The sequence below is a fragment of the Leptolyngbya sp. FACHB-8 genome, from assembly GCF_014695575.1.
In the GTDB taxonomy this organism is placed as follows: domain Bacteria; phylum Cyanobacteriota; class Cyanobacteriia; order Elainellales; family Elainellaceae; genus Vacuolonema.
Map to the genome: position 1 here is coordinate 103,591 of NZ_JACJOO010000059.1, position 21,217 is coordinate 124,807.

Consider the following 21,217-nt stretch of genomic DNA (forward strand, 5'->3'; position numbering starts at 1 on the left):
CATGGGCAGTCAATGGAGTTTATGGACAGAATTCAATTCGGACACGGGAAGCCCTGATTATTCTGTGGGTACTTTACATGCACAAAACAATTAGGGCTATTGCTTCTGCAATTCTAGTGGCGATCGCTACATCCCCAAATCCAAAGCCCGTTGCCCCCCAAACTGCTCAACAATCAGGTCGTCATAGGTATCTGCAATGGTGACCACGGACAGGATGCAGGTTTGCAATTCCAACAAATCCATTCCCTCGCCCCCCAGAACACTGTGGGCAAACAGCACCTCACCCTGCGGCCCCAGATGAAAGGCCCCAAACCGCATGCGTTGATTTTCTGTCAATAGAAAATCCATCAATTCCGGGCCAAGATGGCTGTTGACCGTCACGCAGCTCGAAGCCCGCACGATCGCCAATTCCCGTTCTTCCCAGGGATGCACGTCCCACGTCAGCACCTCAACAGCAACACGGGCTGAGCCGTAGGTCAGGTTAATCCGAGGTTGAGTGGTGGAAAACTGCACCGCATTCTCGAACAGGGTAGAGGTTTGCAGATAGTCCACGACTTTGGTGTAGGACAATTCCTGAGTTTTGCTGGCAAACGACAGAGCCATAGGTCATCAGATAATAAACATTCGGCGATCCAGGGCTTTGGGGTCATGGCTAACGACAAATTGATCCAGATTGTCGTCTGATTCCAGACGCCCATCCACTAAGGTAATGATGCGATCGGCCACATCTAGAATGCGGTTGTCATGGGTCACCATGAGAATGGTGCGATCCTCTTCCTTCGCCAGTTTCTGCATCAGAGTAACCACGTCGCGCCCCGATTTCTTGTCCAGAGCCGCCGTGGGTTCGTCGGCCAGGATGAGAGGGGGCTGGTTGACCAGGGCACGGGCGATCGCCACCCGCTGCTTCTGTCCCCCCGATAGAGCTTTGGGCTTGTAGTCGACGCGATCGCCCAGCCCCACCTGACTCAACACATCAACAGCCCGCTGGCGCTTCTCCTTCCAGTCATGGGTGAGTTCGATCGCCATCTCGACATTTTGGGAGGCCGTAAGGGAGTCAAACAAATTGTGGGCCTGGAAGATAAAGCCGATGTTGCGCCGCACCTCCACCAGTTGAGACTTACTCAACCCAACAATCTCCTGTCCCAGCACCTCCAGGCTCCCGTTCTGCACGGTACGAAGTGCGCCGATCAACGTCAACAGCGTCGTCTTTCCGGAACCGGATGGCCCCGTCATGATGACGATCTGCCCCCTGGGCAGCACCAGATTAATATCAAACAACACCTGCTTCCGCAGATCGCCCTGCCCAAAGAAGTAATTTAGATTCTGGATACGAACCGCAGGAGCCTCCAGGGTCAATCCTCCAGGCGCTATTGAGGATGGTTCTATCATGAGGTCTCCTTCACGTTCCAAAGACTTCGGCGGGGTCAGCGGCCTGTACCTTGCGGACGGCGATCGCCCCCGAAATCAGACACATCACGACCGTCGCCAGTAACACGTTAATGCCCCGCGTCAGGGTCATCACCATTAACAACCCCGTGGCGTTTGCGGTCATGTGATACAGCACCAATGCGATAAAGTACCCCGGCACAAACCCCATAACCCCCAGAATGAGAGCCTGCTGTACCACCACCCAGAGCAAATAGCGGTTGCTGTAACCCATGGCCTTCAAGGTGGCATATTCGGCCCAGTGATCAGATACGTCGGTGTAGAGAATTTGGTAAACGAGAATAATCCCGACCACGAAGCCCATGGTGGTTAGGAGGGTGAATACAAAGCCGATGCTGGTGTTCTCACGCCAGAAAGTCAATTCAAAATTGACAAACTCATCTTTGGTCAGGACCAGCACATCATCTGGTAGTCGATCTTGCAAGGTTTTAGCGAGCTGAGCAACATTAGCCCCTGGAGATAATCGGAGCAAGCCAATATCAACCGTACTGAGGGTGCGGCTATCCTCTTCAGGGCCAAGGTTGGCAAAGTACCGCAGAAAGTTTTGGTCGCTCATCACCAGATTACCGTTGCCGGATGCAAAATCCGTTCCCAGGCTATAGGTGCCGACGATGGTAATCTGCTGTTCCGCCAGTTCTGTCTCAACCCCAGCCAGGGTGGGTCCAACTTCTGAGCGGGATTTGTCATCAATTACAGCCGTCCAGGGCAACTGCAAGGCGGCCCGGTTTGCCAAAATCCCCGGCAAGGGTAGCACTGGTTCTGCCGGGTTGAAGGCCAATACCCGTAGAGGTCGCACGGCTTTGGTCTCAGGGTTTTTCCAGTTTGCCGTGGTCATGTACAGACCGTAGGCCGCTTCCACCCCATCAAACGCTTGTGCCTGGTACAACCGCCGCCGAGCAAATTGCTCCGGCACAAACATGCTGTACTTCAAGCGATTAACAACCACAATCTCACCGTTGAGCATCTTGAGAAGTTGCACCTGGCTATCATACAGAGCATTCTCAAACCCACGGAACATAAACATCAGGAGTACGGCGAAGGATACCCCGGCTAACGCCGTTATTAATTTGCGGCGCTCATAGGTGAGATTTGACCAGGCTAAAGGCGTTCGCATGGTTAAAACACCTCCGCAGGATCGGTCTGAATAACTTTGTTAACGGAGAATAGCCCCGACAAAGTACACATAATGATCGTCAAGAAAAATACGACGATCGCCCGCAGCAACTCCATTTCAACAGGTAAGGCATTACTGGTCGCCCACAACGTGAGTTGATAAAGCAACAGAGAAACGATGAAGCCAGGAATATAACCCAATACGGCTAAGATAACGGACTCTTGAATCACGGTGGAGAAAAGAAAACCACTGCGATATCCCATTGCCTTTAAGGTAGCGTACTGCTTGAGATGACTGGAAATATCGGTGTAGAGAATTTGATAGACAATCACCACACCCACAATGCAGGAAACGGCAACACCCATACCAAAGATAAATCCAGTAGACGTCGCGTTAATCCAATAGTCGCGATCGCGCGCGATAATCTCCTCCTTCGTCAAGACCACCACATCCTCTGGCAGAATGCGCTGCATCTCGGTCTTCACCTGTTCTGCCTCGGTTCCCGGCTTCAGCTTCACCAACCCCAAACTGATCTGGCTTAAGGGAAAGGGATCAAAGTAACGACGAAAGTTTTGATCACTCATGATCAACGTGGCATCCGCTGCAAACCCGCCTCCCATGGTGTACTGCCCACCGATGGTTACCGTGCGGCGATCGGCTTCCGTTACGGTTCCTGTCGTTTGAGGGCCATACTCGGGGCGGGAAAGGCGATCAATAAGCACCGTTTCGGGACGTCGCAATGCGGCTTGAGTTTGAGCATCTTGCAATTCCGGCAACAGAAATACCGGGTCATCTGGATTCACACCAAACACAAAGATGGCTCGATTCTGGCGAGTTTCGGGATTGCGCCACTGCATGTATCCCAAATACATCGGCATTACCTGCTCGACGCCGCGCACCCCTGCTACTTGATAAATCCGCTCAATAGGAACCGGTTTGGTGGTCGTAATTTCTAACGCCTGGGGCGAAATGATGAAGAGTTCTCCGTTAAAGCGCCCGTAGAATAGGGAGGCCGTTTTGGAGAGCGCGCCCAAAAAACCCAGATTCATGAAGACGAGGATGACCGCGAAAGCAACCCCGGCGATCGCCACCACCAATCGCGTCCGCTCGTGCACCAGGTTCATCAAAGCCAGCGGGGTACGCATGGTTACGGCTCCACGTCGATGCGGACATCCACTTGCAAATTAGTCAGCCCTTCGACCAGCTTCCCATTGTCCAGGCGAATACGGGCTTCGATCACCCGAGCATCGGCATTAGCGGCGGGGTCGTCATCTAGCACGTCATTCTTATAAATCTGCCAACCCAACTCCTCAACAGTTCCCGTCAGGGTGCCCTCAAACGCACCGTTGCGGCTGGTGATGACCGCTCTCTGGCCAGCTTTTACAAGGCCAATGTCCGTTTCATAAACTTCGGCTACCACGTACATCTGGCGAGTGTCCCCCAGTTCCAGCACTCCGCCGTCCTGGGCGATCGCCTCTCCACCATCGGTCATGATTCGCAGCACCCGTCCCTCGCGGGGAGCCCGAATCAGGGTGCGCTCCAGTCGGGCTTCAGCTAGCTTCAAGTTTTGCTGGCTAGACTCAACCTCTGCCTGAATCTGGGAAAGGGTCAGGTTGGCCTGTTGGGATTGCAGTTGGGCACGGGCGTTGCGGATGTCGGCGCTACGCGATCGCTCCACCTGTACCAGTGTTGCCTGAGCATTGCGAAGCTGTTCTCGCAGTTCTTGTGCCTGAGTGACCTGTTGATCTAACTCCTGCCGGGAGATAGCTCCTTCCTGGTATAGGCTCTGGTTGCGTTGTAAATCTTGCTCGGCCAGATCCAGAGATGCTTCCAGCTCTCGTACCCTGGCTTGTTGGGCGGCAATTTCAAATTCAACAGGATCAGCCGCCTGGCTAACGCGGGTCTCAGCCTCTTGAATCTGAGCCTGACCCAGACGGGTCTGGGCTTCCAGGCGGCGCACAGCTTCGGCATATTGACTGGCAGCAAGATCGCGTTGGGCTTTTTGCTCGTCGTAGCTTTCCAGCACAGCCAGTACATCGCCCGCTTTAACCTGGCTACCCCGTTTAACCCGCAACTCGGCGATGCGTTCTCCGGTAGGGCCACCAACCCGTAGGACTTCGCCTTGAGGTTCGATGCGGCCCAGAGCAACAACTTCTACCCGTTGGGGGGCTGCCTCGACGGCAGAATCAGGCTCAGCCGGAGCAGAGACAACGGAAATGAGGCGCATAGCTCCAGTCCCCAATAGGGCGATCGCCGCCAGCCCTCCAAGGATTCCGACCCACCCACGTTTGAGTAGTTTTTGTGTAGATAGGAGAACTGGAGAACCTGAAGGCTGGACTTCAGATTGCTCAGCAATTTTCATAGGAATGACAGACCTTGGTAAGCGAATGAGTGCTTGTAGCTGTTCGATCTACAACCTTTCGACGGGGGGGCTAGGCGAAAGATTTTCTGACAGGACAGTCTTATTCTGGCAAAGTTTTTTATAAGCAAAATCCCCCGGTCTGGCGACCCCAAAGTACATTTTTTGGTATACGGGCTCTACCATAAGGCGAATAAAATTTACTCTGTTTACAAATTTGATTTTTCACAGGTGTCGTGCAGGAAAAATCAAACGTTTCAACGGTTTCTCCAATGGTTGGGCGAAACGTTCTATAACGCGGTGCACGTTGATTAAGTACGGCGTCAGGCACGAAGTGCTCAACACCACCGTACTTAATCAACGTACTTGCACATTGCTCTATAGCCCTACGTCATTGAGGGTTTATTTCTCTATCACAGGATAGACGGAGCAAACGAACTCTACCCCATCTATCCTGTAGTGAAAGACCAGGGCGCGCCTTAAAGTAGGCCCCAGGCTTTAGACTGGGATGTGCTGCAAATGGTTAAGCTGTCAGATGCCAAAGAGCGGGTATTTTCAGAAACATCTGCTCTTTGGCTTTTCCAGGATGGCGTCACACGAAGTAGTTGGCTGTGTTTAAAGCACCACGCGTCGCGTCTCCCGTAGCAAACTGGATGCCATTAGCATTGACAATCAAATCGCGGCTCGCGGAGAAGCCAGCCAGGTTGTCGTTTACAGCCAGGTAGGTCTGATTGCGCCAGCGGAAGAAGACAGCTTCACGAGCTCGGAGAGCTTGTTGCCCGCCTAAAGCCTGGTTCTTGTCGGCAAAGGCTGCTCGGGTAGCAGCAGCCAGAGATGTTCCAGTTTTTGCGCCTGCGTTAAAGACGCCTGTGGGGCGGTTGGAAGTGTTCAGGCGGTTGTCGTAATCTAGCTGAATGCGATCGCCCTGCACCGACGAAAAACCCACAATCCGATCGGGTGCCGCAACGAGGGAATTGCCGTGTGCCGCAATGATGCTGGTGCCCCGGTAGAGGAAGCGATCGCCCCCCGTTCCACCGTTAAGGGTATCGGCTCCCAAACCTCCGTTTAGGGAGTCATTCCCCCCACCTCCCACGAGTGAATCTCGACCAGCCAACCCGTTGATCACATTGGCCCCAGCATTCCCGGTGAGGCTATCGTTTCTCGGGGTTCCATTTAAAGGGTCATCGTTAACCAGGGTCAAGATAGCGGTAGCGCGTGTTCCAAGGCTGCTATTAGCACTGGGAGCTGTCAGGGATAGGGCAATTCGCTCATCCGGTTCAAAACGCACATCCCCAAAAATCCCAATTGGGATCACCTTTTGGGTTTCTCCAGCGGCGAAGGACACCGCTACGCTCGACGTCCCATAATCGTTAAGGGCAGCCGGATTGGTGGTGTCTGGGCCCAGCACAACCGTTACGGTAGAGGCAATATTTGTATTGCCTGAGCGGGTTAGCACAACCGCATTAACCGTATTAGCCGTGTTCCCCTCAATGACCCGATAGGTAGCGGCGCTAAAGTCATAAATGGCAGTAGACGAGGTGACCGCAACCGTAGCCGTCTCCGAAGCGGCACTAAAGGGGGTAGTGCCACCGTTCGCTGTCGTATTCACCCGGCTCCCCGGAGCGTGGCCATCGCTACCATCCCAGGCACGAAACGAGATCGCCGAGCCTACCGAGTTTGCCGTAGGTACAAAGCGCAGGCGCGTCTCCATCTGCAACGACACATCCCCCAGAGTAAAGCTGCCCCCGGCTGAGGTCGTGTTGTCCCCCAGGGACAGCAAATTGGCCACTGTATAGGGATTGGGTGGGGTGAATCCGCCGATGGGTTGCGGAGCGAAGCTTGTATAGTTGCGTAGAGGCCCCGTCAAAATCTGGGTGCCGTTCGCTTTTAGGGAATAGGTTGTTTCAGAGACATCGAGGGTATAGCGAACCAGACTGGATGTGGTATCAAAGGTCGTTTCTTCAGCCGAGGTGAAGAGCTCCATAGGCAGGCCCCCCGGATTTGGAGTCCGATCATCGGATTGGGCAAAAATTCGTCCTTGCCCTGGGCCAGTCCGTTGAAAGCCAAGCTCGATGGCAGTTTGCCCATCAGCCATCACCAGCGTGATACTGAACACCGCACGATCATCATTCGCTAGGGTATTGCTAATGACTTGCGCTTCAAAGGAGATCTGAAAGCCATCATTGTGATTGAGGGAAGGGAAAGCAGAATTTTTGAGGGTATAGGTTTGGTTAAGGAGATTTACCGAGTAGTTGCTATACCCGGCATAGGTATCATTCTCATTACCGCTTCGGGTTGTGTTGAGAGTTGTCCCGGCACCCGTTGATGTTTCAGTTCCCCCCGGGGAGAACAAACTTCCTTGAGAAAAGCGAGTAAGACTGAGCCATGACTGATCGCTGGGGTCAGGAGTACCGTTGACACCTGGAGCAAAAAGCGGAATTGAGCCCAATACCACCGCGTTGCTTTCAGACACGTTGGTCAAATCGACCCAGCTAACCCCACCATCCAGGGAGTATTGCCAGGTACCTGTAGAGTTGTCTACCTGGGTGATGGCGATCGCTCCTACATCAGCATCGGCATCTGTGATGAGGCCATCAATCAGCTCGGCAACAGTAATGCCAGTATTTGCTGCATCCGTAATCGTGTTAGAGATAGGAGCCAGTTGCAAATCTAAAGATGTGTCGAGAACGGGGGCTGCTAAATTCACCATTGCTTTAGAAACGCCAGAAGGACATACGAAGGTGCTCCCGCTCCTGTCAATGGCAGAAGCCTTTTTAATGAAAGCAAATCTTCTCCTCAGAGATAACTCGCGGAAAACTATCTGTCAAAGGAATTACGCAGCTTTCATGTAACTTTTATAACAGCAGGCCACCAATTTACAGCGCTTTGCGCTTGAATCAGTCACGGTTGTTTTTGTGAGAGCCGCGCTCCGCGCGGCTCTCACAAAAACAACCAAATTTTAAGCGCTAAAAAGCGCTGTAACAGGTGAGATGGGCGGACAAAGCCCGCCTCATCTCACCTGTTAAATTGGTGTGGTGAAGTCCTGCAACTATCAGGGTGGAGTGGGCTTGCGTGTCTTTAGATTAAATTGATGCCCACGGGGCAGAATATGAACTTTGACACCATAAACGGCTAAATCTTCGTCTTTTAGCGCTGTTTTCAGGTTGTTGTAGGTACTCTCTGATTCATCTACGACCGTCACCGCACCTTCCCCCAGCACCGTCAGTTCATCACCCTGGACGGCGATCGCTGTATTCTCATCAATTCCAAATCCTAAAATACTGGGCTCAATCAGCAGAGCTGACAGCAATCGCCCCAAACGCCCCCGTTGAGCAAAATGCTGATCAATCACGACTCCTGGCAAAAAACCCATTCCCGGCCCCATTTCCACGACATCTAACCGGGGATTGGTCGCAGAATCTCCTTCCACAATCATCATGTCAGGCATCATCGCGGCTCCAGCACTGGTGCCTCCAACCACAACACCACTGGCATGTTGCTCACGAATCGCCTTGTCCAGGGGCGTATCTTTAATACGGTCGATGATTTGGGCCTGGTCACCCCCTGTGAAAAAGATACCAGTGGCAGATTGAATGACATCAATCAGATCAGAGGCTTCAGAATCGCGGCGATCGCGGGTATCCACGACATCCACCGCCTCTGCCCCTAACCGCAAAAATACATCGGTATAGGTTCGCCCCACTTCGTCGGGATAACTGGTTGCAGCCGTCATCACCGCAATGCGAGCCCGCTGCCCTCCTGCTAACCGCGTAAACTCCCGCAGGATAGTACAGGAGCCCTCCTTATCCTCAGCACCTCCCACAATCAGCAGGGCACCTTTTGTAGTCCGAGCATCCATAACCCTGTTTCCTCACGTGATTTTGGATCGCGTTTGAGGACAGATTTAGCGATCGCCAATCCATTTTCCCAAACGAATTCTTTAACGCAGAAATTACATTAGCGGAATACCACGAGCGCTCTCGGTGAATGGTAGCGTGATTTTTCTAGTAGATTTGTCTGTTTAAAGTTAGAACTGATTCTAAAATCTTCTATTTTCTACAAGTCGACTTCCCGTAAAAAATTAAGCCTTCGTAGTGATTCGCAGCATTGCGACTAAAAAAGTGCGGCGTAAAGCACCGCACTTTGATAATCACACTTCAACTACCCAAGAAGCAGGCACGAATATCCTTTACACCCACAGGGATTTTGGCATTAAACAGTGAATGTGCTTGGCACCGGGTTCCAGTTCACCCATGCGAGCATCCATCGCCAAACTCGCCAACGCGTAAGCATCCAGCGCACTCAAACCCTTCTCCGCCTGCATCCGTTCAATCAGGCTCATCGCCGCTTTATTCATGGCCTCCATGCCATTGGCATCAACGGCGTAGGTGACATAGCTGCTACGGGTATCAGCCGTAGGATTGGGAGGCAAGGGACGTGCATCGTCATCCTTGGGCAGCATACAGTACACCCCTTTCAATTGGTTCACGACTTCTGCAACCCGACAGTCCCCATAGGTTGCCATATAGCGCCGTGCTTCTGAGGCACGCATCCCCTTCCACTCCGCGAGAAACTTGACGGTTTCCTCTTGCAGAATGTCGAGAGCAATATTCATATCGCGATCGTAGCCCAGGGTAATCCAGTGGGTATCCGACTCAATGCGAGGCCAACTCAGGGTTTTGCCCTTAATCACTTCGACTGTCAGATTCAATTCATTAAAGGCCGATTCAATGGCAGTCAGGTTAATCTCACCGTTTCCTTGCACGGCGTGGGAATCACCCGACCACAGCAACGCTCCATCCACAAAAACCGGCAGGTAGATCGTTGTACCTTCTACCAATTCGCGGCAATCCAGGTTGCCGCCAAAGGGGCCGGGAGGTACCGTGCTGTACTGGCCACTCTCGGCACGGGCTACCCCCAAAATGCCGGGGAAGGGGCGCACGGGTAACTCAATACCGGGTAAAAATTCTGTTTTATTCCGATTCAGATCCAGGAAAAAGTGTTTTACCTGGGGTTCAGTGAAGACGCTGGGGAATTGCCCAAGGTTCAGATCTCCGGGCAAATTCCAGTTTGCCCCATAAGTGCGGGGAACGATGCGATTGATTTTGACCTTCAGGGTATCGCCGGGGGCTGCCCCTTCTATATACACAGGCCCTGTAATGGTATGAGGGCCACGTCCAGGGTAATTAACCCGCAACTCTGTGATTTTCTCAATGGAGACTCCCGGCAGAATTTGATTCTGGGAAGCCATCATCGTCTCTAGAATAATCGTGTCGCCCGATTTGATCCGGGCCCGTGGTGGCTCAGCATTATTGAACCAACCCCACTGCACCGTTTCATCCGTAGCTGGGAGCAGATAGACGCCTCCCTGATACTGCCCTACGTAGCCTTCCTGTAGGGCAGCCATTTCGGGCCGCGCGGTTTCTTGAGCACGAGCCTTAGGCAAGACAGACACAGCAGCAGCAGCAGCGGCGCTGCCAAGAAGAAAATCACGACGACGCGGCATAGAAATATTCAGGTGAAAAAATTAGATCGTTAACTCTGATTGTGTGGATACTTACTTGACTCAGCTAAAGCACAAATGTAGGTGTGCAAGTGTTTGGAGCCCATTTTTCTCACAGTTTTATGGGAAAAATGCAGGCTATCAAGCTTTTGAATACCCAATCAAATCAGACTTCAATTATTTCCAAAGCTTTATGATCTATTTGTTTCTACCGCTACAATTCATACTAATTCCTGAACATTTTCCAGTATTACGAGAAGATCAATAGATTCTCCTATTAAAACCAATCATAAATTCATTGGCAGATGGCGCAAATAATGGCAAGTAAAACCAATATTTAAAAATAGGAATCGGAAGAATGACGGCTAGAAACAGCCGTTTTAGGGAATCTAATTAACCTGAGTTCGGGTTAAGGGCGTTTTCGAGTGCCGCGCGTTGCGCGGCACTCGAAAACGCTCATTTTGGCGTGCGCAAAGCGCACGCCAAAATGAGCACTTCAGCTTATCCCGAACTGAGGTTAATTACCATAGAAATAAAGCTTAGAAAAGTTTTTTATTTTTCCAGCAAAATGCTTGAAACCGTACGTGATTAGTCTTTGTTCATGCGCGATCGCCCACTACCCTTAGCAGCCTGCGAAGCAATAGAAGACATCCAATAAATGAAGCCGTTGATGAGTATCAACGGCTTCATTTACTAGAAGCGTTTCAGAAGTTATCTTTTTCGTGCGCTTCGTATATAAAAAAATCCTTTCAGACAGTTTTACAACAGGGTGTAGTTTCAGGAAATGGTAGCTCAGGCGATCGCCATTGCCCCTTTCAATTCCAAAATCTTCTCAATCACCTGTTCCACGATCTTGTCAGGAGTTGAGGCTCCGGATGTTACCCCAATCGTCAGGTGGCCAGAAGGAAGCCAGTTTTCGGTGACTTCCAGATCGCGCCCCAGGGGTTTATGTTCGATGCGATTGCCGGGACCCATGCGATCGCTGCTATCAATATGGAACGAGGGGATATTCCGCTCAATAGCGATTTCTTGCAGATGAGTCGTGTTGGAAGAGTTATAACCGCCAATCACCACCATCAGGTCTAGTTTTTCTTCCACCAGATTCAGCATGGCATCCTGCCGTTCCTGAGTGGCATCGCAGATGGTGTTGAACGCGAGGAAGTGGTCGTTGAGGTTTTCCGGGCCGTACTTCTTCATCATGGTGTGCTCGAAGAGCTTGCCGATCTGCTCGGTTTCGCTCTTGAGCATGGTGGTTTGGTTAGCCACTCCCAGCCGTTCCAGGTCGCGATCGGGGTCAAATCCTTTGGAATGGGCGTTTTTGAACTTGGCGAGGAATTCAGTGCGATCGCCCCCGTTCAGAATGTAATTTGCCACATACTGAGCCTGCTCCAGATTCAGCACTACCAGATAGGTGCCAGCGAAGGAGCTAGTGGCGATCGTCTCTTCGTGGTTGTACTTGCCGTGGATAATGGAGGTGTATTCTACCCGCTTGTGCTTCTCAACGGTGTTCCACACTTTGGAAACCCAGGGGCAGGTCGTATCGATAATGGTGCAGCCGCGATCGTTCAGCAGTTGCATTTCCTGCACGCTGGCTCCAAAGGCGGGAAGGATCACCACATCGCCTTTTGCTACACCCGAAAAATCTTTGACGCCTTTATCGACTTCGATGAATTCGACATTCATCTCCCGGAGCCGCTGGTTTACTGAGGGATTATGGATGATTTCGTTGGTAATCCAGATGCGCTCGTTGGGGAAGTGCTGCCGGGTTTCGTAGGCCATTGCTACCGCTCGCTCAACCCCCCAGCAGAATCCAAAAGCTTCCGCCAGCCGAATGGTGACATCTCCCCGCATCAGGCGGTAGTCATTGGCGCGAATTTCTTGAATCAGCGGGCTTTCGTACTCCGACTTCATCATGCCCGTAACTTCGGCTTCATGGCCAAAGCCCTTGCGGTGGTAGTTATCGGAGTGGTTGAGCGATCGCTTAAACGCCTTGGTATCCATCAGCTTCCCCGGAGTAGACCGTCGTCTCCTTCAGCCTACCAGAATCCTACCCCTCTAATACCTCCAGAGTTGCCACCCAGCAATTCTCAGTATGGGCTTCAAAGCTGAGAGTTCGCGCCCTTCGGGCACGAACTCTCAGCTTTGAAGCCCGAAAATAGCCCGCCTTCGGCGGGCTATTTTCGGATTGGATTCCAAAATGAGAATTGCTGGTTGCCACCTCCAAATATTGAAATGCCCATTCGAAATTCAATTTAAGGAGGGGTGGAGCGTACGCTCCACCCCTTCCTAACTCAACACAGGCTCAGACATCTTTTCTAAAACCCTTATTGTGAGCACGGCATACCCACAACAAGGGTCTAGCAACACTGAAGTTACACTAGGCTTGCTGCATTGCTCTCCATGACTGGGTCAGGACTTTACCTGCTGATTGCGCAAAAACAACTGTGAGGAACAAACCTACAACCAAATCTGGAAGTACGGATTGGGTCAGAAAAACCAATCCGGCTGCGAGAAGAACAGATGTGTTTGCAATGATGTCATTCCTGGAGCACAACCAGACAGACGACATATTGATGTTGTCGTTTCGGTGCCGAGTTAGTAGAAGCAAACAGACTAGATTGGCCAGTAATGCCACAACGCCAACCACGCTCATAATGGTTGCTGCGGGAACGGCACCTACAAACAGTTGATAGGTTGCTTTTGCAAAGACTGCAATAGCAAACAGAAGCATAATAATTCCTTTCAAGAAAGCTGAACCAGCCTGAGCTTTATTACCCTTATTAATGACGTACAAACTGCTGGCATAAACTAACGCATCGCCCAGCATATCAAGCGAATCTCCTGTTAAAGATAGTGAACCAGCACGGAGCCCTGAGCCAAATTCAATCACGAACATGCACAGGTTGATAAACAACACGGCCCACAGGACTTTAGCTTGCTGTTTTTTTAGCTTCGTTAGCTCACAACCCTTGTTTTGACAGCAGTTGTCACCCATAAGCAGCTCAGCATTTCAACATTTATATGAATAGTTGGATGCTATCACAGGCCTTTAATAGCTGCTGGCAGGATTGTGTACAAAACATTACCTTCTCAAACATATTGAGGACTTACGCATGCTTGCTGTATGTAGTGTGATTTTCACACCAAACACAACAAGCATGCGTCGTCAGTACTATTCCAACCTGTAGCAATGTGCAAGTGCGTTAAGTACAGCAACGGTGGTGTGGGCACGAAGTGCCCCACACCACCGTACTTAATCAACGTGCACAGCGCTATAAGTTCGGGTTAAGGGCGTTTTCGAGTGCCGCGCGTTGCGCGGCACTCGAAAACGCTTATTTTGGCGTGCGCTTTGCGCACGCCAAAATAAGCACTTCAGCTTATCCCGAACTGAGGTTATTCCAGTATGGGTGAATAGCGCTGAAATAAACTGTCAGCGATCGCCCTAAGTTTTGAAAAATTCTGAGGCGAGTAGTTGCCTGTAACTCCTGCGAAGTGGGCATATTACCCGCCTTAGATTTGAGCGAACAAGCTGTTTACCGTTTCAATCTCAAGCAAGCATCACTAAAGCTGCGAATAATGTCTGAAAACTGCTGATTGCGCTCCATCAATGCCATATGCCCACCTGGAGCAAGGACATTCCGTTCCGCAGCAGGTATCTGCTCAGCAATGCGCTGGTTTGCGAAGGGGCGTGTTGCAATATCAGACTTGCCATGAATCACAAGGGTTGGCACCAAAATTTTAGGCAACGTTGAGGCCTCTGCAAACCGAAACATTTCCAGAACGCCACGGGCCAAAATTCCTGGAGATGCTTTAAGGCCCGTTAAGGTGGAGAAATTAAGCTGGCCTCGGGTTTCACGACCCGTAAAGCCTGAAATTTCTGTAGTTAGCAGTGTTATGCCATTCAAATAGCTGAGCCAGCTTATGAGCCAGAATAGGGGAGAGAGGGCGATCACCACATGCAGCAACGGTTCCAACAGAGGCTTTTGCAACGCCAGTAACAACTTGCTCAGCGTCGTGGTTCGCAATGGGTTTGTATAGGTGCCATCCACCAGGATTAAACCTGCAACGCGCTGCTCCAGCCGTTCGGGAAACAAGCGGCAAAAGGTCAACAGAATCATGACTCCCATGCTGTGTCCGAGCAAGAAAACGGGCTGATCATCCACCAGGGATATCACCGCATCCAGGTCACGGGCGTATTTCTCCGTTGAGTAATCCCGGTTGTCGGGCTTTTTGGATTTGCCCAGTCCCGGTAAATCCCAGACCACCACGCGAAACTGATCAGCAAGTTGTTTTTTTGCGTAATACCAGACTGTGCTGTCAGGTCCCCAACCGTGGGTCAGGATGAGCGTTGGCGCGTGATCGGGGCCATAAAATTCCACTTGAATTTCACTCCCATCAGGCCGGGATACCCGCTGCACTCGATTACTGCGCAGTGGCGAAGGCTCATCTTTTCCAGGGCGATGCAATAGCAAGATGGGCAGGAACCCTAGAAATGACCAGAGTAGGAGGCCAATGCCAAGGTAGAGCCAGCGATCGCTAACCAATTCCACCTCATACCACTCGTAGAGAATGTAAATGCCGCTCCCTAGCAGAACTACCGTCAGCAGATTGGCTAGCAAACGCAACACAAAATCAATGGGCATGAACATGGCGGAGATTCACCCTGCTAAAGCAACAAACCAGGCTGAGGTGAGCTTAAAGAAAAATTGCGTCCAGCATAACCTCCTAAGGTTATGGGCGATCGCCGCATCTTATCTTCCTCTCTCATGGAATTGAAGTGTGAAACCATGGTTTCTACATCTCAATATCCGGGTGCATCCACTTTTGTAGATGAGGCGGGCAATGCCCGCCTCATCTACAAAAGTGGGCTTCCAAATCTGCAAAAGCTAGGATGCACCCCAACATCCTTGGGGTAAAAATGCCCTATACGGCTTTGCGACAGCGTTCTGGCTCAAAAGCAAAGTACGTAATGGATCTTTACGCTAAAGGCATCAGAGAAAGTCCGGAATCCTACGGTCACTACGTGAAGTTTAGAGAGTTCCTGTGTAATTCTACACAAAAAACCCAAAATCCTTGTGGAAAGCGCACTTTAGCTTCTCACCGGGATTCGGTGTTCCTGAATCGTCTCCCCAAAAGTAATCACGCTGCATGAGTGAAACTATTCGTCGCCAGCACGGTATGGGTTGGCTCCGAGATTATCCCGACCATCGAGACTTACGGCTCACCAGCAAAGCTGTTCGTCCTCTGCTCGATACCGTGATGGGCCGCTCTGCCCGGTTTATTGAGAATCGTCAGTTCAAAAAGTTAGATCTCCCTTCCTTCGTAGACCTCCGGCCTGGGTTTTCCCCGGTAGAAGACCAGGGCAAGATGGAATCCTGCACCGCCCATGTGGTGACGGCGATCGCCGAATACCTGGAGCAAAAAGCGACGCAAGAGTATCGCCACCGCTCACGGCTGTTCCTCTACAAAACCACCCGCAACTTGCTCAAATCGGAGGGAAACGTCGGCGTCTTTCTCCGCACCACCATGGGAGCCCTGCGGCTCTTTGGGCTGCCCCCCGAAGAGTATTGGGCATACGAAATGGGCCAACTGAATGTAGAGCCTCCCGCCTTTTGCTACGCCTTTGCCTCCAACTACAAGGCGATGCATTACGTCCGGTTAGATGCCCCCGACACTTACGATGATGAATTACTGCTAACCATCAAAACCCAGTTGGCAGCCGGTTTTCCCCTGGCCTTTGGCACAATGATGTTCGATGCTCCGTTGCTCCATGCCAGTCGGGCGAATACCCTGGGGCAACTGCCCTTCCCCGTGAGTAGCGATCGCCCCCTGGGTGGTCATGCCATGACGGCTGTGGGCTACGACGACTCCCTGGTGATCGAGCACTTTAAGCCGGGTGGCATTAAGAGCAAAGGGGCCATTCTCGTCCGGAATTCCTGGGGTACAAGTTGGGGTAAAGAAGGCTACGGTTGGTTGCCCTACACCTACATTCAGCGGGGCCTTTCCGTGGATTGGTGGGTGCTCCTCAAACAAGATTGGGTGGATACGGGTGTCTTTGGGCTCAATGCCTGATCCCGCTATTCCTGGAAGTCGATTTGGCCCCTTTCGTCAATAGTTTCGTTGTCGCCTTGAACGTCCTCAAAAGACGATGTTGAGTTGAGGACTGTGAATTCAATCAATTGTGGGATAGGTGCCCTGACCCGCCCAGATGGACAAGATGCCCGTCCCTCAACAATCACAGCCGATTGAACTCGCATTTCTGAAACAGGCACAGTTCTGAAGCCATTTACGAGACAGGTCGCATCGAAATTCCAGCTTGGGAGAATTCGTGCAGATCCCAAATGTTGATAGCCAAAGGCATCTGCACGAACATTCTCCCCACAAAGTTTCAACTGTCATGGTCAGCCAGAGACAACGGTCGAGAGCCGTTCCTGGGGTTGCACCATCGGTTGGATTGTTCGCACGACGGATAATCCTGAATCCGTCTCAGTCAACTGAAATCGTCACGAAAGGAAACATCATGACTCGCATTCGCAAGCAAAACGAAAACCCCAACAACGAAGAGTCCAATCTGGAAGATTCTCTGGTCGTGCAACCGGCTGATGAGGCGATCGCTAGCGGTGTTGATCGGTTAATGGAAGTGATCGAGCAAACCGTTGAGAATCTGGGTGACGATGATGCCGAGCGGCAAATGCTGCGGCAGGGTGTCACCACGATTGTTCAAGAAACTCTGCTCGACTTCCTGCGACCCCAGGATGGCAGTATGGAAGCGGCATCCATGGGGCTGATTGCTCCCCTCAACGAGAACACCAAGCTGGGCACTGACGGAAATCAGACCTCTAAGAATGCCGTTGACCTGGCAGTACGGGGTTCCCAGGAGGTCGGTATGGCCTTTGTGAATTTCACCCAGGGCCTCATTAGCGGTACGTTCAACTCCATCATCAAAGCCACCATCGACCAGATGAAGGCTTACAGCGACATGGTGGCGGAGATCACCAAGAGCTTGAAGGAGTTCGCCTCTGACAACGTCTCTGATGATGCGGTAAATGAAAAGCTGGAGCAGCTCACCCTGGTTGAAGGGGACGAAAAGTTTGAGCTGAAAAAAGGCGAACCTCGTCGGGCTTACCATCTCAAGCGTTTGTTCTACCTGGCTCCTGTCACCGGCGGTTATCGAGCGGCGATTCTTTATGCCTTTGGTGTTATTGATTCCAAAACCGCCGAATTCAAAGAGGACGAAGTTAAAGCCATCTTTGAAAAAGAAGACTTTGATAGCGTCGGAGGGATCGAAGTTCGGGGTTCCAAAATCTATACCGACGATGACATGGCCGACATTGTAGCGGCCATCAAGCATGGCTTAGCCCGCGATGGCATGAACCAACTGCGGCAAATGGCGCGGGAAGGCATGGCTCGGATCGTCATCACCGAAGGTCAGATCGACACCAAGCTAATCTTCCAGGTTTCTTCCCAGGAAACTAACACATCCCGGACCAGCAACACCGATCGCAATAGCTACGGTGGCAATCTAAAAGCTGGAGCTTTCTGGGGATGGGGCAGTGCCAGCATGAGCGCGCACTACAACCAACTCAAGGTCAGCACGGTGGATCAAACCTCGGTGGGGAATATCGAAACCCTGACGCGCATGAGCGGTCAAGTCACCCTGAAGTTCAAGACCGATTACAAACCCCTGAATGACAGCAGCGGCTCCGTTAAAGAGTCTGATCTGGCTCCCATTCTCTAAACCGGCTGCCTAGCTTAGCGTTAAGACACCCGGTGTTTCCAAAAACACCGGGTGTCTAGCCCCTACAACCACACGACCTCTCCGCAGCACAATGCCTTCGATTTCCTTTCGCAATTTGGTGGAACTGACCGTGGGGGCGATCGCCGACATCCCTGCCACCTACGACCCTCCCCCCGATGTTCTGGCGGAACTCCTGGCCGAATCCTCCCTGCCTTCCCCACCTCCCAACACTCCCTGGCCCCATCTCAATCTGGATGAGATTACCGTGGAGATTCCCGTCCATTTCCACGTCTCGCCTGATCAAGCTGACACCGGCACTAACCCCCGCCTGATGACAACCCTGCCATCACCCCTAGTGCCCAAGTCGGCAACAGGCTTAAGCCGTTTTAGAATGACCCTGACGTTTTACCCCGGTGCGTAGCCCTGTGGAAGATCGCGATCGCTCCCTCACCCCTAACGATTCCCCTGCCCTCCCCAACGAAGAGTGGGAATTGTCTGAACTCATCCAACTGGTCACCGCTGAGCTGGATCAGGCCCAGGACACCTTAATCCTCAAGTCGCAAAACCGTCGCCTATCGATGATGGTGAACCAACTCAATCTGGATCTCCAGGTGGACGTGCGCCGTGACCCGAATGGTCGCCTCCTGTTTCGCACCACGGCTCCAGGGCACTCGGGAGCGACGGTACTGAAGCTAGGGTTTACCCCTGCCCTCGATACCCAGGTGCAGGAAACGCGCAAATCTGTCGACCTGGAAACCGATGAACTGGAACCGTTAAATACGCTGCCTGATATTCAGGAGAGCGAAATTCAACGACTCAGAACGGTAGGCATTCATTCGGTCAACGACCTGTATGGTGCGACCCAAACCCCGGCCATGCTGACAGAAGTGTCGCTCAAAGCCGGAGTGGATGAAGCCCGGTTGCGCCTGTGGCGACAGTGGCCGTTTATCTCGGATATTCAGCCCGAAAGCGGCCCTGCTGGCAGCATTGTGGTAATCGATGGGGGCAACCTTGGAACCCCTGAAGATACTGTAGAAGTCTACTTTCAAGATCGGCTGGCGAGGATGATTCAGCGTACCAGTACCCGACTGACGGTGGAGATGCCCAGGAGCGTCACTGGCAGTGGTAGTGTGATCGCCAAAGTGAACGACCAGCGCACCAACACCAAACCCTGGCGAGCCCATGTCGTGGATCTGGTGGTGCAAACCATCACCCTGAAAACTCCAGGGGTTCTCCGGGTGCAGCAGGCGATCGCCTTCCAGGCAACTCTAATCAACCAGGGCACCCTCAGTATCCCCAACATCCCCGTCCGTTGGATCGTGACGACCACCTCTGGGCAACCCCCCATCGAATACAGTTTGCAAGCTCGCCCAGTTGACGATGATTTCCCCACACTCCCCAGAACTATCATTCAGGAGAACTATCTCCACGGCCCATTAAAAGCCCAGGAAACCTCTACCGATCCATCCCTGGAGTTTACGGCGGCCTTCACGGCACCTGGCACCTACTGGGTCAGCGTCATCATTGACCCTGACAACACGCTACAGGATCAGTCGCCCACTAATAATCGGTTCATGCTGGAGTTTGTGGTGCAGCCTGCCCTGCCACCCCCGCCCGAATTCAATTCACCCCCCAACCAATTCACTCCCAAATCGGGAAGACCGGGCGATCGCATCACCCTTCAAGGCCGCAACTTCAACCAGGGAAGCCCCATGGTTCTGTTTGGCACGGTTCAAGCCGCGATTATCAGTACCAGCGCAACGCAAATTGTCGTCCGCGTCCCTTCCATCTCTCCCCGGACCACCTCAATTACGGTACAAACCTCCGTTGGAACCGTTACCACACAAGATTCCTTCACCATCCTCAGCAGCAGCTATTACGGTTCTGGACAGGCGATCGGAGGGAACTTGCTATGAGCCCATCCATTACCCGCTCGGTCTGGTCCTTCTGGACAAAACCCTTCCGGGCCCATCGACAAACCATCTGGCTCAGCGAAAAGCACCATTTACTGGCCTGGATTCTCTCCCTGGAAACAGCCCGCAAGCACTATCCCGAAACCGCTCTGATCACGGACGACGAAGGCGCACAGATGCTGGTGGATGGACTGGGGCTACAATTTGACGCCGTCTCTACGGAGTTAAACGCTCTGCATGATCAGGACCCAGATTGGTGGGTTCTCGGCAAGCTGTGGGCCTATCGCAGCCAGAGCCATCCGTTCATCCATGTAGACAGCGACGTGTTTCTCTGGAAGGCATTGCCCCCGGATCTGGCCACGGCCCCCGTGCTCACCCAAAACCCCGAATACTTTGTGTTTGGAGAACATGACGCCACCTGCTGGTGGTACCGACCTGAGATCTTTGATCAGCGCGTCAGACAGACGGGCGGATGGCTACCCGACGAATGGCACGCCTATCTTGTGCAACGCTCTAACCGGGCCTACTGCTGCGGCATTTTTGGCGGCACCCAGGTAGATTTTATTCGGCACTATGCCGACCTGGCGCTACAAATCGCCACCCACCCCCGCAACCAAGCTGCCTTTGAGCACATGGACAATAAGCCAGGGGATTGCCTGCTGATTGAGCAATACTTTCTAGCGGCCTGCGTGAACTATCACCGGCAACACCCCAACACCCCCTTTCCCGGCGTTGCCATGGAGTGTCTGTTTGCCACCCCTGAATCGGCCTTTTCAGAAGAACAACCCCAGCAACTGGGCTACACCCATCTAATCGGCAATGCTAAGCATGACGTGGCGATCGCCCACCGCCTAGAACAACGCGTCGCTCGAGACTACCCCGAGCAATACGAACGGTGTTTGCAATACGTTGCTCACCTAGACTAGTACGCTGAGGCGGAAATCCATCACCTATGTTTTGTGTGGGGTGCGAAGCACCCCACACAAAACATAGGTTGCGAACTTAGGCCGCAGGCTACTAGCTTTTGCTATCGCGCTAAAACCTATGCGATAGGGACGTTGTATGCCATATCCCTACCACAAAGGTTTCAGTATGTGAGCTTCTCCGCTCACAAAATCCGTTTGAGTTTAATTCTGATAGGCTA

General features: G+C 52.2%; 17 protein-coding genes. 5 read left to right on the top strand and 12 right to left on the bottom strand.

The features are described 5' to 3' along the window. Window positions 1-126 precede the first annotated feature (126 nt). From H6F91_RS15240 to H6F91_RS15290, 12 genes are all read right to left on the bottom strand, one after another. Window positions 127-603: a YbjN domain-containing protein gene (locus H6F91_RS15240; RefSeq protein WP_190772978.1), complete on the bottom strand. Its 477-nt coding sequence runs from the start codon at window positions 601-603 to the stop codon at window positions 127-129. Between the two features lie 6 nt (window positions 604-609). After that, window positions 610-1,389: a DevA family ABC transporter ATP-binding protein gene (locus H6F91_RS15245; RefSeq protein WP_190772979.1), complete on the bottom strand. Its 780-nt coding sequence runs from the start codon at window positions 1,387-1,389 to the stop codon at window positions 610-612. A gap of 10 nt (window positions 1,390-1,399) precedes the next feature. Then, on the bottom strand, window positions 1,400-2,560 hold the full coding sequence (gene devC, locus H6F91_RS15250) for an ABC transporter permease DevC (RefSeq protein ID WP_190772980.1): 1,161 nt from the start codon (window positions 2,558-2,560) through the stop codon (window positions 1,400-1,402). 2 nt (window positions 2,561-2,562) lie between these two features. Beyond that, window positions 2,563-3,705 carry an ABC transporter permease DevC gene (gene devC / locus H6F91_RS15255; RefSeq protein WP_190772981.1) on the bottom strand — a complete coding sequence of 381 codons (1,143 nt, stop codon included), beginning with the start codon at window positions 3,703-3,705 and terminating at the stop codon, window positions 2,563-2,565. 2 nt (window positions 3,706-3,707) lie between these two features. Next, on the bottom strand, window positions 3,708-4,922 hold the full coding sequence (locus tag H6F91_RS15260; protein WP_190772982.1) for an HlyD family efflux transporter periplasmic adaptor subunit: 1,215 nt from the start codon (window positions 4,920-4,922) through the stop codon (window positions 3,708-3,710). Between the two features lie 589 nt (window positions 4,923-5,511). Continuing rightward, complete coding sequence (locus tag H6F91_RS15265) at window positions 5,512-7,629, bottom strand: bluetail domain-containing putative surface protein (RefSeq protein WP_190772983.1); 2,118 nt, start codon at window positions 7,627-7,629, stop codon at window positions 5,512-5,514. 342 nt (window positions 7,630-7,971) lie between these two features. Beyond that, entirely contained in the window at window positions 7,972-8,778 is an 807-nt protein-coding gene (locus tag H6F91_RS15270; RefSeq protein WP_190772984.1) for a cyanophycinase, read from the bottom strand. A 330-nt stretch (window positions 8,779-9,108) separates the two neighbouring features. Beyond that, window positions 9,109-10,425, bottom strand: a complete 1,317-nt coding sequence (locus tag H6F91_RS15275; RefSeq protein WP_190772985.1) for an acetamidase/formamidase family protein — start codon at window positions 10,423-10,425, stop codon at window positions 9,109-9,111. A 789-nt stretch (window positions 10,426-11,214) separates the two neighbouring features. After that, on the bottom strand, window positions 11,215-12,423 hold the full coding sequence (locus H6F91_RS15280; protein WP_190771092.1) for a 4-hydroxy-3-methylbut-2-enyl diphosphate reductase: 1,209 nt from the start codon (window positions 12,421-12,423) through the stop codon (window positions 11,215-11,217). A 376-nt stretch (window positions 12,424-12,799) separates the two neighbouring features. Then, complete coding sequence (locus H6F91_RS15285; protein WP_190771093.1) at window positions 12,800-13,417, bottom strand: cation transporter; 618 nt, start codon at window positions 13,415-13,417, stop codon at window positions 12,800-12,802. Between the two features lie 382 nt (window positions 13,418-13,799). Next, window positions 13,800-13,922, bottom strand: coding sequence for a hypothetical protein (locus H6F91_RS28320; protein WP_277874395.1), 123 nt, complete (start codon window positions 13,920-13,922; stop codon window positions 13,800-13,802). 33 nt (window positions 13,923-13,955) lie between these two features. Further along, window positions 13,956-15,071: an alpha/beta hydrolase gene (locus H6F91_RS15290; RefSeq protein WP_242035806.1), complete on the bottom strand. Its 1,116-nt coding sequence runs from the start codon at window positions 15,069-15,071 to the stop codon at window positions 13,956-13,958. Between the two features lie 499 nt (window positions 15,072-15,570). On the opposite strand from H6F91_RS15290, the gene H6F91_RS15295 reads away from it, so the two are divergent. The 5 genes from H6F91_RS15295 (at window position 15,571) to H6F91_RS15320 (ending at window position 20,999) form a co-directional block, all read left to right on the top strand. After that, a complete protein-coding gene (locus H6F91_RS15295) occupies window positions 15,571-16,494 on the top strand; it encodes a C1 family peptidase (protein WP_190771095.1) in 924 nt (307 codons plus the stop codon). Window positions 16,495-16,942: 448 nt separating this feature from the next. Then, window positions 16,943-18,160 carry a hypothetical protein gene (locus tag H6F91_RS15305; protein WP_190771097.1) on the top strand — a complete coding sequence of 406 codons (1,218 nt, stop codon included), beginning with the start codon at window positions 16,943-16,945 and terminating at the stop codon, window positions 18,158-18,160. 91 nt (window positions 18,161-18,251) lie between these two features. Next, window positions 18,252-18,581 (top strand): hypothetical protein, encoded by a 330-nt coding sequence (locus H6F91_RS15310; RefSeq protein ID WP_190771098.1) that lies wholly within the window; start codon window positions 18,252-18,254, stop codon window positions 18,579-18,581. Then, window positions 18,574-20,076 carry an IPT/TIG domain-containing protein gene (locus H6F91_RS15315; RefSeq protein ID WP_190771099.1) on the top strand — a complete coding sequence of 501 codons (1,503 nt, stop codon included), beginning with the start codon at window positions 18,574-18,576 and terminating at the stop codon, window positions 20,074-20,076. The genes H6F91_RS15310 and H6F91_RS15315 overlap by 8 nt, the downstream gene beginning before the upstream one ends. Then, on the top strand, window positions 20,073-20,999 hold the full coding sequence (locus H6F91_RS15320) for a DUF6734 family protein (RefSeq protein WP_190771100.1): 927 nt from the start codon (window positions 20,073-20,075) through the stop codon (window positions 20,997-20,999). The genes H6F91_RS15315 and H6F91_RS15320 overlap by 4 nt, the downstream gene beginning before the upstream one ends. Window positions 21,000-21,217 lie beyond the last annotated feature (218 nt).

What these genes read in the sequence shown, in the direction of transcription:
- H6F91_RS15240 (WP_190772978.1), bottom strand. Translation starts at nt 603, where the DNA reads ATGGCTCTGTCGTTTGCCAGCAAAACTCAGGAATTGTCCTACACCAAA.
- H6F91_RS15245 (WP_190772979.1), bottom strand. Translation starts at nt 1,389, where the DNA reads ATGATAGAACCATCCTCAATAGCGCCTGGAGGATTGACCCTGGAGGCT.
- devC (WP_190772980.1), bottom strand. Translation starts at nt 2,560, where the DNA reads ATGCGAACGCCTTTAGCCTGGTCAAATCTCACCTATGAGCGCCGCAAA.
- devC (WP_190772981.1), bottom strand. Translation starts at nt 3,705, where the DNA reads ATGCGTACCCCGCTGGCTTTGATGAACCTGGTGCACGAGCGGACGCGA.
- H6F91_RS15260 (WP_190772982.1), bottom strand. Translation starts at nt 4,922, where the DNA reads ATGAAAATTGCTGAGCAATCTGAAGTCCAGCCTTCAGGTTCTCCAGTT.
- H6F91_RS15265 (WP_190772983.1), bottom strand. Translation starts at nt 7,629, where the DNA reads ATGGTGAATTTAGCAGCCCCCGTTCTCGACACATCTTTAGATTTGCAA.
- H6F91_RS15270 (WP_190772984.1), bottom strand. Translation starts at nt 8,778, where the DNA reads ATGGATGCTCGGACTACAAAAGGTGCCCTGCTGATTGTGGGAGGTGCT.
- H6F91_RS15275 (WP_190772985.1), bottom strand. Translation starts at nt 10,425, where the DNA reads ATGCCGCGTCGTCGTGATTTTCTTCTTGGCAGCGCCGCTGCTGCTGCT.
- H6F91_RS15280 (WP_190771092.1), bottom strand. Translation starts at nt 12,423, where the DNA reads ATGGATACCAAGGCGTTTAAGCGATCGCTCAACCACTCCGATAACTAC.
- H6F91_RS15285 (WP_190771093.1), bottom strand. Translation starts at nt 13,417, where the DNA reads ATGGGTGACAACTGCTGTCAAAACAAGGGTTGTGAGCTAACGAAGCTA.
- H6F91_RS28320 (WP_277874395.1), bottom strand. Translation starts at nt 13,922, where the DNA reads ATGCCCACTTCGCAGGAGTTACAGGCAACTACTCGCCTCAGAATTTTT.
- H6F91_RS15290 (WP_242035806.1), bottom strand. Translation starts at nt 15,071, where the DNA reads ATGTTCATGCCCATTGATTTTGTGTTGCGTTTGCTAGCCAATCTGCTG.
- H6F91_RS15295 (WP_190771095.1), top strand. Translation starts at nt 15,571, where the DNA reads ATGAGTGAAACTATTCGTCGCCAGCACGGTATGGGTTGGCTCCGAGAT.
- H6F91_RS15305 (WP_190771097.1), top strand. Translation starts at nt 16,943, where the DNA reads ATGACTCGCATTCGCAAGCAAAACGAAAACCCCAACAACGAAGAGTCC.
- H6F91_RS15310 (WP_190771098.1), top strand. Translation starts at nt 18,252, where the DNA reads ATGCCTTCGATTTCCTTTCGCAATTTGGTGGAACTGACCGTGGGGGCG.
- H6F91_RS15320 (WP_190771100.1), top strand. Translation starts at nt 20,073, where the DNA reads ATGAGCCCATCCATTACCCGCTCGGTCTGGTCCTTCTGGACAAAACCC.